Below are 13914 nucleotides of genomic sequence, written 5' to 3'. Positions count from 1 at the left end.
AAGTAGATCAGGGTAGGGAAAGGACCAGCTTCTCGATGTCCACGCGCGGCCCGGTGAAGAACGGCACCTCTTCGCGAACGTGCAAGCGAGCTTCGGTGGCACGCAGATCGCGCATCAGATCGACGATACGGATGAGCTCAGGCGCTTCGAACGCGAGAATCCACTCGTAGTCCCCCAGAGCGAAGGCCGGGACCGTGTTGGCGCGAACGTCCTTGTACGAACGAGCAGCCATACCGTGATCGGCGAGCATCTTGCGACGCTCCTCGTCGGGGAGCAGGTACCACTCGTACGAGCGGACGAACGGGTAAACGCAGATGTAGTCGCCCGGATCCTCACCCGCGATGAACGAGGGCACGTGGCTCTTGTTGAACTCCGCGGGGCGGTGCACCGCCGAGTTGCTCCAGATGGGAGCACTGGCCTGTCCGAGGACGGTGGTGCGGCGGAAATCCGCGTACGCGGCCTGCAGTTCCTCGATGCTGGCCGCGTGGGTCCAGATCATGAAGTCCGCGTCGGCGCGCAAGCCGGCGACGTCGTAGATGCCGCGAACCACGACGCCCTTGTCTTCGAGACCCTCGAAGAACAAGCGGGCGTCCTTGACCGCAGCTTCCCGATCATCGCCCAGCACACCGGGTTCCACCTGGAACACGGAGAACATGAGGTAACGGATTTCAGAGTTCAGTTTGTCGAAATCAAGGCGTGCCATGGGTCTATCGTGCCACTCGCTCGAATATCCGTGTAGCCGCCGTCGTGCCGACTGCGACACACGCCGGAACCCCGACGCCGTGCAGCCACGACCCGGCCACTTCGAGGCCGTCGAACTGCGTCATCCCGGACTCGATTTCAGCCACGATTTCCGTGTGACCTGGGGAGTACTGGGGAAGACCGCCGTGCCACCGCTGTACGAAGCTCGCTCGTGGCTCCTCGGTGATTCCGGTCACGGCCTCGAGATCGGTGCGCGCAAGTTCGATCAGTTCACCATCCGGCCGGTCGACGATCTCCGATGCGCCGAATCGACCGAACGACACCCGAACGAGATGCTCGCCGCGATCAGCGAGGTGCGTCCACTTTCGGCTCGACAGCGTGAACGCCTTGGCGGTCAGGTCGGCGTCGGTGGCAACCAGGATCCCCGAATTCTGCGGAAGGTCGACCTGACCGGGCAGGCGGAGCGCCACCACCGCGGACGACGCCAGTTCGATCCGCGACGCGATACGCGCAATATCCGCATCGACGCCGGCCAACAGCACCGCTGCGCGCGGCGCCGGAACAGCCAGAATCACCGCGTCGACGCTGCCGAGCGGATCGACGTTCCAACCTTTCCCGTCCCTGCGTAACTCGGAAGCCTCGCCGCGGACGAACGTCGCGTCGGCGGCCTGCCGCAGCGCATCGAGCAAGATGCCGTAACCGTCCCTGAGCGCTCCGAACACTGGTCCGGGTGCAGGTGTCGGCACTGCGGCTGCAACTGCATCCGTGAGGCTCTGAGCGCCCGCATCGAGCGCCGCAGCGAGTGTCGGCAAAGCTGCACGCACTCCGATGGTCTCCGCCAGGCCCGAGTACACCCCGCCGAGAAGGGGATCCACCGATCGGCTGACCACCTGATCACCGAATCGCCCTGAAACCAGTTCGGCAACACTGCAATCGGAACCGCGGGTCCACTCGAACGGAACGCCTGGTTCGGCAGCTATGCGCGACAGTGTGTGCTCGTCGACTAGATCTCTCACCGACTCGGACGATGCCGGGATTCCCATCAGGGTTCCGGCAGGAAGTCGATTCAGTGAGCCCTGGGACCAGATCAACGGGCTCAACCCCGCGGGATAAACGATCTGATCGGTCAGTCCCAGCTCGGCGAGAAGCGCAGGGACTTCGGGCCGACGGGCGATGAACGCCTCGGCGCCGATGTCGATCGGGCCACCGCCCAGATCAATCGTTCGCAGCTTCCCCCCCAGTCGCGGAGAGTCGTCGACGACCGTGATGTCGGCAACGGAGCCCAGACTGCGCCGAAGCCGGTACGCGGCAACCAGACCGGAGATTCCGCCTCCGATCACCGCGACCGACGGCCGAGTGGTTGTCACAGCGAGTGCACCAGCTCCACCGCCGAGGTGATCGCCGTGGGATCGGTGTCGGGAAGAACTCCATGGCCGAGGTTGAAGATGTGGCCGATGGCACCGGCTTCGATCGCGCGGTCACCTTCGGCGGCGATCCGGCGCACCTCACGATCGATCACCTCGGGGCCCGCGAACAGTACGGCGGGATCGAGATTGCCTTGCAGCGCCTTGCCCGGACCGACACGACCGGCCGCGACGTCGAGCGGAATCCGCCAGTCGACACCCACGACGTCGGCACCTGCCTCCCCCATCGCGCCGAGAAGTTCACCGGTTCCGACACCGAAGTGGATACGCGGAACGCCGGCAGCGGCAACCTCGGCAAACACCCGTTCGGAATGCGGGAGAACAAATTCCCGGTAATCGGCCAGCGAGAGCGCGCCGGCCCACGAGTCGAACAGCTGAACCGCGTCGACACCCGCCTTGAGCTGCGTCTGCAGGAAGCAGATCGTGGTGTCTGCCAGGCTTCCGAGCAACGCGTGCCAGGTCTTCGGATCGGAGTGCATGAGCGCCTTGGTCTTCTCGTGGTTCCGGCTCGGACCACCCTCGACCAGATACGACGCCAAGGTGAACGGCGCTCCGGCAAAGCCGATCAGCGGAGTCGAGCCCAACTCGGTGGTGAGAAGTCGAACGGCCTGCGCTATTGCCCCGACCTCTTCGGGAACCAACCGCGGGAGGGCTGCGACGTCGGCGATGGAGCGAATCGGATTGGCAACCACCGGTCCGACGCCGGCAACGATGTCGAGATCGATTCCCGCAGCCTTGAGCGGAACAACGATGTCCGAGAACAGGATTGCCGCGTCCACATCGTGACGGCGCACCGGCTGCATCGTGATCTCACAGACCAGCGCCGGATCGAAACACGACTCCAACATGCCGATCCCCGCGCGGATCTCGCGATACTCCGGCAACGAACGTCCGGCCTGGCGCATGAACCACACCGGCCGTCGACTCGGAGTGCGTCCGGTCGCCGCGGCGAGCAACGGTGCGTCGGGCAAAACTCGCCGAGCGCTGTATTCCGCCGACCCGGTCATGCCTGAATTCATGTTGTCCAACCCGCTCATCAGTCCTCGCGCTCTCCGCCAACGTGTGTCTTCGATCGACTCAATGCTGCCATGTCCCACACTCGGGATCGGACACCCGAGCGGTTCGTGAGCGGCCACACACCCGAACCACACTCGGTCGGCGCGCCTCCACCTACCCGCCCTTATCCCCGACTAACGTCCTGACCTGTGACGACATCCGGATCGACAGCCGACCCGGCCGAGTTCCGTGCCGCCGTGGAGGCGATGACCGCTGCGCGGGTTCGGCCCGAGATAGAGGTCGGTCCCATCCGTCCGCCGCAGCGTCTCGCTCCGTACAGCCACGCAGTGGGAGCCGAGGTTCTGCACCCGGACTCCGACGTCGTGGCCGAGCAGTCCGAAGGCGACGCTTTCGGCCGCCTGATCCTGTTGTTCGATCCGGACGGCGACGAGGCGTGGAACGGCACCATGCGGTTGGTGGCCTACATACAGGCCGATCTCGACGAAGCCGTCGCCGCGGATCCACTACTTCCCGAAGTAGCCTGGAGTTGGCTGGTGGACGCACTCGAAGCCGGACCGGAACCTTTTGTGGCCCTGGGCGGTACGGTCACAGCCACAACTTCCGTGCGATACGGCGACATCGCGGGCCCGCCGCGAGCCCACCAACTCGAGTTACGTGCATCCTGGACTGCAACGTCATCGGAATTGGCTCACCATGTCGAGGCTTTCTGTGAAGTTCTCGCGTACGCGGCAGGACTTCCGCCTGCCGGGATAACCACGCTGTCGCGGCAGGGCGACTAACTCCACTACTCGTTTACGCATTCCCCCGGATAAATACTAGAACCTGTTCTAAAATGAGTCATGCAACGTCTCAGCGGACTCGACGCGACCTTCCTCTACTTGGAAACACCGACCCAGCTATTGCACGTTTGTGGACTCGTACTGCTCGACCCCTCGACCATTCCGGGCGGTTACGACTACCGGAAGCTGCTTCGCGAGTTGGACTCGCGGATGGCCACGATGCCGACCTTCCGGCGCAAACTCAAAGATTCCCGCCTCAATCTCGACTACCCGGTATGGGTCGACGATCACGATTTCGACATCGAGCGGCACTGCCACCGGACCGCGGTACCTGCTCCGGGCACACACGCGGAACTGGCAGAACTCGCCGGACACATCGCGAGCCAACCGCTGGATCGTTCCCGCCCACTGTGGGAGATGTGGGTCATCGAGGGACTTGCCGACGGACAGATCGCCGTCATGTCGAAGATTCATCACAGCGCTGCCGACGGCGTCACCGGCGCGAACATCCTCGCTCAGCTGTGCAGTCTCGAACCGGATTCACCGGCGCTCGTGGATCCCACCGCACAGGGTGCGGGCGACGCGGGAACGCTGGACATCGCCATCGGCGGACTCATGGCCGTCATCGCCCGACCCGCAAGAATTGCCCGTCTGGTCCCCGGCGGAATCGCCATGCTCCCCAAGTGGGTGACGCGTGCACGAAAGGGTGAAGCGATGCCTGCTCCGTTCACCGCGCCGCGGACCTCGTTCAACGGCGCTATCACCGGTCACCGCAACGTCGCCTTCAGCCAGCTCGATCTCGCGAAGGTCAAAGCCGTCAAAGATCGCCACGGCGTCAAGGTCAACGATGTGGTTCTCGCGCTGTGCGCGGGTGCTTTGCGGACCTACCTCGAGGACCGCGACGAACTGCCGGAGGACTCACTCGTCGCTATGGTCCCCGTATCGGTCCACGGTAAATCCGATCGGCCGGGCACAAACCAGATCTCGGGCATGTTCACGCAGCTGGGCACCCAGATCGGCGATCCGGTCGAGCGTCTGCACGCGATCAGCGATTACAACGCCACCTCGAAGAACCACAACGAGGCTCTGGGTGCGAACATGCTCCAGGACTGGTCCCAGTTCGCATCGCCGGCGGTGTTCGGCGCCGCCATGCGGGTGTACTCGTCGCTCAAACTCGCCGAGCGTCACCCCGTCGTGTCCAACCTGGTCGTCTCGAACGTGCCCGGGCCGCCGGTCCCGCTCTACTTCCTCGGCGCCCAGATCAAGGGAATGTTCCCGCTCGGCCCGATCTTTCACGGGGCAGGACTCAACGTGACGGTGATGTCACTCGACGGAAAACTCGACGTCGGCATCGTCAGTTGCTCCGATCTGGCACCCGAATTGGACCAGCTCGCGCAAGGTTTCGGAGCCGCACTCGACGAACTGTTCGACGCTGAGGTGACAACCCCGGCCCCGACTGCGACGTAGAGTCAGTGACCATGTCCGAAGTCACCGATGATGCAACCGAGCCCACCTCCGACGTAGTTCCGCTGCTCGTTCCGCGTGACGGAGTTCCGGACGTCATCACCACAGCCGCCGGTGTCGCCGACGCCGCGGCCGCGCTGGCCTCCGGCCACGGCCCGCTCGCCGTGGACGCCGAGCGGGCATCCGGATTCCGTTATTCGGCACGGGCGTACCTGATCCAGCTCCGACGCGAAGGAGCGGGATCGTTCCTGCTCGACCCGATCCCGACAGCGCAGGACCTGCAGCCGTTGGCCGAGGCGATCAACCCGTTGCAATGGGTGCTGCACTCGGCCGATCAGGATCTCCCCGGTCTCGCCGAACTGGGCCTGACACCGGCCGAGCTGTTCGACACCGAACTGGCCGGTCGACTGGCCGGGTTCGAACGAGTCGGACTCGCCGCGATAGTGGAACGAACCCTGCGGGTGGAACTTCGCAAAGGTCACGGGGCCGCGGACTGGTCGACACGTCCGCTACCGGACGCCTGGTTGAACTACGCCGCCCTCGACGTCGAAGTGCTTCGCGAACTGCGCGACGCCATGGAAGCCGAACTCGAATCCCAGGGCAAGCTCGAGTGGGCGAAGGAGGAGTTCGAGTACATCCGTCTGGCCGGCCCGCCCAAGCCCAAGCCCGACCGTTGGCGTCGTACATCGCACATCACCTCGCTCAAGACCACTCGGCAGTTGGCGGCAGTACGGGCGCTGTGGCAGGCGCGTGAGGATCTCGCGCGCAAGCGCGACGTGTCGCCGAGCCGGGTTCTCCCTGACTCCGCCATCATCGATGCCGCCCTCAAAGATCCTCAGTCGCTGGATGCGCTCCGTTCGCTTCCCGTGTTCGGCGGACCACGTCAACGCCGGTATTCGCGTGTGTGGATGGACGCGCTGGAAGCTGCGCGCAGGCTCCCGGACAGCGAGCTTCCGCCGAAGACCCCGCCGATCGTCGGACCCCCTGCCGCCGGCCGGTGGGCTCGCCAGGACCCGGCGGCGGCCGATCGACTGACGGCGGCTCGGGCCGCACTGTCGGACCTGAGCAAGGAAGTGTCGGTGCCCGTGGAGAATCTGCTCCAACCCGACCTGGTCAGGCGCCTGTGCTGGGACTGGAAGTTGGAACCCGACTCCGACATCACAGAAGTCGAGAGCGCAATCGAGACCAAGCTCACTTCCGGTGGCGCACGTGGCTGGCAACGCACTTTGACGGTTCCCGTCCTCGCCGAGGCACTGAACTCCGTGGTCCCGGCCGAGCCCGAAGTAGAAGAGCCTGAATCCTGACCTGACCCCGGTGTGAGGTTGGAGCAATTCGGCACGTTAAGTTACCGGTCAGTAATGGGCAGTAGTACGCTCGATACGAGGCCGGACGCCTGGCCGTGATCGCCGAACCAACGTCTCACCGCACTTCGGAGTGGTGGGCAGCTCCATCAGGAGGAATTCGCGTGGCTCCATCCACAAACAACCAACGCAACGTCGTCTTCGTCGACGGCATTCGCACCCCGTTCGGCAAGGCCGGCCCGAAAGGCATGTACGCCGACACGCGCGCAGACGATCTCGTCGTCAAGGCGATTCGTGAGCTGCTTCGCCGTAACCCGCAGCTCGATCCCGCACGGATCGACGAAGTGGCTGTCGCAGCCACCACGCAGACCGGTGACCAGGGCCTGACCATCGGCCGCACCGCTGCGATCCTCGCCGGTCTCCCCGAAACCGTTCCCGGATTCGCCATCGACCGCATGTGTGCCGGCGCGATGACCGCCGTCACCACCACCGCGTCGGGCATCGGCTTCGGCCAGTACGACGTCGTGATCGCCGGTGGCGTCGAGCACATGGGCCACCACCCGATGGGTGAGGGCGCAGACCCCAACCCGCGCTTCCTCGCCGACCGCCTGGTCGACCCGAGCGCCCTCGTGATGGGTAACACAGCCGAGAACCTGCACGACCGGTTCCCGACCATCACCAAGGACCGCACGGACGCCTACGCCGTCAACAGCCAGAACAAGTACGACGCTGCCAAGAAGGCCGGCTTCATCGCCGACACCCTGGTCCCCGTCGCCACCCGCAGTTCCGCGGGCTGGGGTCTGGCCACCGAAGACGAGCCGCCGCGCCCCGGAACCACCGTCGAAGATCTCGCGAAGCTCAAGACGCCGTTCCGCCCGGCCGGACGCATCACCGCCGGTAACGCCGCCGGACTCAACGACGGCGCCACCGCAGCACTGCTCGCCGGTGAGGACACCGCAGCCGAGCTCGGCCTGCCGGTCGGCATGCGCATGGTGGGCTTCGCCTACCAGGGCGTCGACCCCGCCGTCATGGGCATCGGCCCGGTTCCCGCCACCGAGAAGCTCCTGGCACGCACCGGCCTGAAGATCGAGGACATCGGACTCTTCGAGATCAACGAGGCGTTCGCCGTTCAGGTCCTCGCGTTCCTCGAGCACTACGGAATCGCCGACGACGACCCGCGCGTCAACCAGTGGGGCGGCGCCATCGCGTGTGGCCACCCCCTCGCTTCCTCGGGCGTTCGCCTGATGACGCAGCTCTCCCGCCAGTTCGCGACGCGTCCCGACGTGCGCTACGGCTTGACCACCATGTGCATCGGACTCGGCATGGGCGGCACCGTCATCTGGGAGAACCCGAACCACGCTGACTACCAGGCAGGGGTTAACTAAATGTCTGATATTGCAACAGCATTCGCCGACGAGGTCGTGACGAACGCCTACACGAAGATCATCTCGGTCCCCGGCATCGAGGGCCCGTTTGCACTGATCACCCTCGACAACGGCTTCGACCACACCAAGCCGTCGTCATTCGGTCCCGGCGGACTCGCAGCATTCGACGCCGCCCTCGACGAAGCCTTCGCAGCCAACCCGGTTGCCATCGCCGTCACCGGCAAGCCGTTCATCTTCGCCGCCGGCGCGGACCTCAAGGGTGTTCCCGCGATCACCTCTCGCGAGCAGGGACTCGAGCTGGGCCGCTTGGGTCACAAGGTGTTCCGACGCCTGCGTGAGTCGTCCGTTCCCACGTTCGCCTTCATCAACGGTGTCGCTCTGGGCGGCGGCCTCGAGGTCGGCCTGCACAGCCACTACCGCACGGTTGCCGCCAATGCGGGCGCACTGGGTCTTCCGGAAGCATTCCTCGGTCTGGTCCCCGGTTGGGGCGGAACGCAGTTGCTCCCCAACCTCGTCGGCCCGTCGAACGCTGTCACCGTGGTGATCGAGAACTCGCTGAACCAGAACAAGGTGCTCTCCCCCAAGAAGGCACTCGAACTCGGCGTCGTCGACGTCGTTCTCGATTCTGCCGACTTCATCGAGCAGTCCCTCGCCTGGGCGTCGCAGGTCCTCGCCGGCACAGTGACCCCCGCTCGCCCCGAGATCGATCGTGGCCAGGGCTGGGACGACGCGATCGCTCGTGCGAAGGCGATCGTCGACGGCAAGACCAAGGGCAACGCTCCCGGCGCCGTCAAGGCCGTCGAGCTGCTCGAACTGGCTCGCAGTACCGACATCACCGATGCCGCTTCGCTCGACAAGGGCTTCGCGGCCGAGGACGAGGCTCTTGCCGATCTCCTCCTGACCGACGAACTCCGTGCAGGTCTGTACGCCTTCGATCTGGTGAACAAGCGCGCCAAGCGCCCCGCCGGAGCACCCGACCGCTCGCTCGCCCGCAAGGTCAGCGGCGTCGGCATCGTCGGTGCCGGTCTCATGGCCAGCCAGCTCGCGCTGCTCTTCGTCCGCCAGCTCAAGGTGCCGGTCATCCTGACCGACATCGACCAGGAGCGCATCGACAAGGGTGTCGGTTACGTCCACACCGAGATCGAGAAGCTCCAGGGCAAGGGACGCCTGTCCCCCGACGCTGCGAACCGCCTCAAGGCGCTCGTATCCGGTTCCCTCGACAAGGCCGCGTTCGCCAAGACCGACTTCGTCATCGAAGCCGTCTTCGAGAACATGGACGTCAAGAAGAAGGTCTTCGCGGAACTCGAGCAGTTCATCGCTCCCGAAACCATCCTCGCCACCAACACCTCCTCGCTCTCCATCACGGAGATGGCGTCCGGCCTCGAGCATCCCGAGCGCGTGGTCGGCTTCCACTTCTTCAACCCGGTTGCCGTTCTTCCCCTCCTCGAGATCATCAAGGGCAGCAAGACCGACGATGCCACTCTCGCAACGGCTTTCGCCACCGCGAAGTCGCTGAAGAAGTCCGCCGTCCTCTGCGGCGACAAGGCAGGCTTCGTCTTCAACCGCCTCGTCACCCGCACCTTGGGTGAGGTCATGTCCGCCGTCGACGAAGGCACCCCCTTCGACGTCGCGGACAATGCCATCGCCGAACTCGGCATGCCCATGTCGCCGTTCACCTTGCTGGCCCTCGTCGGACCCGCAGTGGCTCTGCACACCGGTGAGACCCTGCAGGAGTCGTACCCGGACCGGTTCAAGAGCTCACCTGGACTCGAAGCACTCGTCGAGGCTCGCAAGCCCGGCGTGTGGACCTGGGGCGAGAACGGTCAGGCCGTCGATCCCGAGGTCGCCGCACTGTGGCCGCAGGGTGACAAGGTGTCCACTTCGGAAGAGGTCCTCGAGCGCACACGTCGTGCGTTTGCCGAGGAAATTCAGATCATGCTCGACGAGGGCGTCGTAGCGGCAGCCGAGGACATCGACCTCTGCCTGCTGCTCGGCGGCGGGTTCGGATTCTGGAACGGCGGCATCACGCCGTACCTGGACCGGACCGGTACCTCCGAGGCTGTCAACGGCAAGCGCTTCCTCGCGCCTGGTGTTGCCAGCGTCTGAGTCAGTCGATCGACCCGTCACGGACGGCGTGCCTTCGGGTACGCCGTCCGTGGCGTTTGCGCAGGTTCAGAATAGGGTTCCCACATCGTCTTTCACGATGTTCTCGAGCGCACGCTCCGCGACGGCGGCGATAGTCATCGACGGATTGCACGCAGCGGAGTTCCCCGGCAACAGAGCGCCGTCGAGCACGTACAACCCCCGCTGGCCCAGAACCCGACCATCAAGATCGCACACCGAGTTCATGCAGGCACCGCCGAGGGGATGCCAGGTGGACGGCAGTAACGCGTTGGTGTCGGTGAGCAGTCCTCCTGCCGCGATCTGCTGGGCCGCAGGTCCGATGTGGCCTTGCTGGATCGCAGAGTCGCCATCCCTCGGCCAACGGAGCACCGCCTCGCCTCGCGCTGAGTCGTACACGAACCGACCCCGGTCGCTGCTGACCCCGAATCCGACCATCACCGTGCTGTGAGCGTCGAACGCCACCGGCGGGAACGACGCCTGAATGACGGTGAACGCGTTATGCGGGTCGTCCCAGTTCCGGCTGCCGTAGACGACCGGCCCGCCCTGCGTCGCGCCGAAATTCTCCGCGAGATCCGACCAGATGTAGATCCGGTCGGCATTGGTCCCCCACCCCGCGCCGAGTTCGTCGGGCAAATCCGTGATCCGCCCCGTTGCCGCGGCGCGGACCAGGAGTTTGGTGGTGTTCATGCTGCCGGCAGCCATCACGAGCGCATCCGTCGTCAAAATCTTGTTCTCGAGAATGTTGCCGGAAATGTCGGTCCGGTCCACGTACACACGCCACCGTCCGTCGGCCGCCCGCTCGACATCGGTGACCTGGTGCAGAGTCTCCACATTCACCAATCCGGTCGCTTCCGCTGCCGCAATGTAGGTGACATCCACCGAATGTTTGCCCCCGTTGTTGACACCGAGCGCGCCGTCACCGTTGGTGTACGACGGCTTCATCTCACCCCGCAGTTCGGCCAACGCGTAGTTCCAGTCGATCGGCATCGGAATCTTCGACACGGGTAGACCGGAACGCGTTGCGTTACGCGCGAATACACGTGCCGCCTCGTAGTTCGGGCTGGAAATCAGTTCGTCGGGTGCAGTTTCCACTTGCAGCATTCGCGCCACCCGCGGGTAATGGACGCGGTCCATTCGTGCGTAATCGAGCTCAAGCGGAAAGTGCGTGTTGAAGACCGCTTCTTCCGGTTGCAGCGTCATCCCTTGGTACACAAGCGATCCGCCGCCCACACCGGCTGCGCAGATCGCGGTCATGTTCTCACCGGTCACCGTCTCCAACAAACCCGCGTATGGCTCGAAGATCGCCGGCCTGCCGAACAGAGTCGGGTTGGACTGATGCCAGAGAATACGCTTGTCCGGACTGGCGGGATGCGGAAAAGTTTCGGCATTCGGCCCGGTCTGCCACCGAATGCCTCTCTCCAGCAGGGTGACCGGAACCCCGGCCTCGGCCAAGCGAAGTGCCGTCACCCCTCCGCCGAACCCCGAACCGATAACCACGACACGGTGCACTTCACGTGTCAGCGGAATCCCTGTTGCAGCCTTGGCAGTGCGTGGCGCCATCATCGCGACTCCCACGGCGGCCGTACCGGCCAAGAACGATCTACGTTTCACTCCGGACATGACTGGTGCTCCCTCGAAGAATGTCGCCAGAGAATTCCGGGCACGCCAAAACTAGACACTCTGACGCTCAAGTGTCAAGGTTTTAGCGGAGCAGGCGAGGAACTACGAGGTCGACCGGATTGCGGGCCCGAGCCACCTCGAGAGAAAGGCCCGCAAGGAGTCATCGGAATGGACGAGATCGCTGTCGAATGCAACAACCGAAAGCCCCAGTCGCACGGCAATTTCCACTATCTCATCCAACTCCGCTTCCGTGGCGAGGCCACGTTCGACCATAGGGGTGAGCATCTGACCAGCGAAAGGTATTGCTCGACTCATCATTTCGAGATCGAAGACAGGGTTTCCCCGCTCGGCGAGGAGCAGAGTCGCGAGCACCGGGTGAGCACGCACGGCAGTTCGCGCGGCAACGATGAATTCGACGACGTAGTCGCACGCCGTGTCAACCGACTCCACCTGTGCCGTGATCTCCCCGAGAACCTCGACAGCGAGACCGCCCATCGCCTGGGAGACGACCTCTTCACGTGTACCGAAAATCGAGTACACCGTCTGGCGCGAGACACCGGCCGCGGTGGCAACTGCGGCAATGTTCACAGCCTCGAATCCGCCACCTTCGATCAGTCCGAGGGCGGCGCCGAGAATCTTCTGCTGAGATCGCACGAGGAAAGTATCGCCCACCGAAACGGCGCCCTGAGAAGCGCGGTCCAGATCCGACTCCCACCTGCATAAACGGCACAATCGGTTTCGTTTGGCTGCCGAAATTCAGTAGGTTAGGCTGCCCTTCATGAAAACATCTGTTCGGGGCTTCACTGCCCTCGGTGCGGCTGCAATCGCGGTCACCGCACTTGTCTCGTGCTCCTCGGATTCAGGCACATCCACGGCATCCCAAGGTACGGACGGATTCCCCGTCAGCATCGAGAACACCTTCGGCACCACGACCATCGACTCGAAGCCCGAGCGCCTCGTCACCCTCGGATGGAACGCGCAGGACATCCTGTACGCACTCGATCTGACTCCGGTCGGACAGCCCAAGTACACCTACGGTGCGGACGACAACGGCGTCATGCCCTGGGCCCAGGACTACTTCGACGCGGACAAGACAACGCTCTTCGACATGCCGGCCAGCGGAGAACCGCCGATCGAGTCCATCGCGTCGTTGACCCCCGACGTCATCCTGGCGCCGTACGAGGGCTTCGAGGAATCCGTCTACAACCAACTGAGCAAGATCGCACCGACGGCCGCTTATCCCGGCGCAGCGTGGCAGACGTCCTGGCAGGACCAGACCCGCATCGTCGGCAAGGCAGTCGGCAAGAGCGAAGAGGCCGAGAAGCTCGTCGACGGCCTCGACGCGACTCTCGCCGATACCGCCGCAGCCCACCCGGAGTTCGCCGGAAAGACATTGGCAGTGGTCAACTTCGACACCGATTCGAGCAACATCAACGTCTATCTGCCCACCGACCCGCGGGTCCAGGTGCTGACGGAACTCGGATTCGTCAACGCGCCGGGCGTCGAGAAGCTCGCCGCGGACAATGCAGGTGGATCGTTCTTCAAGACGATCTCCTACGAGAACATCGCCGACATCGACGCCGACGTGATCGTCGGCTTCACCGACGGCTCCGGTGATCCGTCCGGCATACCCGCAGTCGGTGGACTCGACGCGGTCAAACGCGGATCCACCGCATTCCTCAGCGACACCCGCGTCATCGGCGGACTGAGCAACGTCAACGTCCTGAGCACGCCTTGGGTCCTCGGCCAGATCACACCGACGTTGAGTGAAGCCTCCAAGCGCGCGACCGCCTAGAAACGGGATTTTCACGACACCCTCAAAGCCAACTCCCACGGAATGAACTACACGAGTGGGTTCACACTGAAGCCTGACGCCACAGGCACGATCCTCGAGATGTACTTCTCCGGGGAATCCGAATCCACTTCACGTATCTCGAAGATCTTCACAGCGGTATTCGGTCGGTTGGGCGCGCGGGTGACCGGAAATTCATGGCAAAGGATCTCGAGGACATCGCAGCAAAAGCCGAGAGTCTCGCGGGTAAGTAAACCGCCCTCACCTGCACCGACATTATTGTTTGCATAATCACTGCAATCAATA

Annotated in this window: 11 protein-coding genes; 6 read left to right on the top strand and 5 right to left on the bottom strand. The window is 64.2% G+C overall.

The window, feature by feature from the left end; genetic code table 11:
- Positions 1 to 7: 7 nt before the first annotated feature.
- The 3 genes from hemQ to hemE are packed head-to-tail and all read right to left on the bottom strand — an operon-like array spanning position 8 to position 3163.
- A complete protein-coding gene (hemQ, locus tag AC1DVN_RS28925; protein WP_019748269.1) occupies positions 8 to 703 on the bottom strand; it encodes a hydrogen peroxide-dependent heme synthase in 696 nt (231 codons plus the stop codon).
- A gap of 4 nt (positions 704 to 707) precedes the next feature.
- Positions 708 to 2069, bottom strand: a complete 1362-nt coding sequence (locus tag AC1DVN_RS28920; RefSeq protein ID WP_092765564.1) for a protoporphyrinogen oxidase — start codon at positions 2067 to 2069, stop codon at positions 708 to 710.
- Positions 2066 to 3163, bottom strand: a complete 1098-nt coding sequence (gene hemE, locus AC1DVN_RS28915) for a uroporphyrinogen decarboxylase (RefSeq protein WP_021334677.1) — start codon at positions 3161 to 3163, stop codon at positions 2066 to 2068. The genes AC1DVN_RS28920 and hemE overlap by 4 nt, the downstream gene beginning before the upstream one ends.
- A gap of 168 nt (positions 3164 to 3331) precedes the next feature.
- Here hemE and AC1DVN_RS28910 point away from each other — a divergent pair, with 168 nt between their 5' ends.
- The 5 genes from AC1DVN_RS28910 to AC1DVN_RS28890 all read left to right on the top strand — a co-directional run bounded on the left by AC1DVN_RS28910 (position 3332) and on the right by AC1DVN_RS28890 (position 10178).
- Positions 3332 to 3922: a DUF3000 domain-containing protein gene (locus AC1DVN_RS28910; RefSeq protein ID WP_019748266.1), complete on the top strand. Its 591-nt coding sequence runs from the start codon at positions 3332 to 3334 to the stop codon at positions 3920 to 3922.
- Between the two features lie 60 nt (positions 3923 to 3982).
- Positions 3983 to 5389 carry a WS/DGAT/MGAT family O-acyltransferase gene (locus AC1DVN_RS28905; protein ID WP_019748265.1) on the top strand — a complete coding sequence of 469 codons (1407 nt, stop codon included), beginning with the start codon at positions 3983 to 3985 and terminating at the stop codon, positions 5387 to 5389.
- An 11-nt stretch (positions 5390 to 5400) separates the two neighbouring features.
- Positions 5401 to 6690, top strand: coding sequence for an HRDC domain-containing protein (locus tag AC1DVN_RS28900; RefSeq protein WP_477994627.1), 1290 nt, complete (start codon positions 5401 to 5403; stop codon positions 6688 to 6690).
- 161 nt (positions 6691 to 6851) lie between these two features.
- Positions 6852 to 8072, top strand: a complete 1221-nt coding sequence (locus AC1DVN_RS28895) for a thiolase family protein (protein ID WP_003942598.1) — start codon at positions 6852 to 6854, stop codon at positions 8070 to 8072.
- The gene (locus AC1DVN_RS28890; protein ID WP_007732875.1) at positions 8073 to 10178 is read left to right on the top strand and encodes a 3-hydroxyacyl-CoA dehydrogenase NAD-binding domain-containing protein; all 2106 of its coding nucleotides are present in this window, start codon (positions 8073 to 8075) and stop codon (positions 10176 to 10178) included. It begins immediately after the preceding gene.
- Positions 10179 to 10244: 66 nt separating this feature from the next.
- Here the strand turns inward: AC1DVN_RS28890 and AC1DVN_RS28885 are convergent, their stop codons facing one another.
- Complete coding sequence (locus AC1DVN_RS28885) at positions 10245 to 11816, bottom strand: GMC oxidoreductase (RefSeq protein WP_477994625.1); 1572 nt, start codon at positions 11814 to 11816, stop codon at positions 10245 to 10247.
- A 102-nt stretch (positions 11817 to 11918) separates the two neighbouring features.
- Complete coding sequence (locus AC1DVN_RS28880) at positions 11919 to 12470, bottom strand: TetR/AcrR family transcriptional regulator (RefSeq protein ID WP_003942617.1); 552 nt, start codon at positions 12468 to 12470, stop codon at positions 11919 to 11921.
- Positions 12471 to 12594: 124 nt separating this feature from the next.
- Here AC1DVN_RS28880 and AC1DVN_RS28875 point away from each other — a divergent pair, with 124 nt between their 5' ends.
- Positions 12595 to 13611, top strand: coding sequence for an iron-siderophore ABC transporter substrate-binding protein (locus tag AC1DVN_RS28875; protein WP_477994622.1), 1017 nt, complete (start codon positions 12595 to 12597; stop codon positions 13609 to 13611).
- Positions 13612 to 13914 lie beyond the last annotated feature (303 nt).

This window comes from Rhodococcus sp. P4_E4, from assembly GCF_056401575.1.
This window is presented reverse-complemented; position numbering and strand designations above follow the sequence as displayed.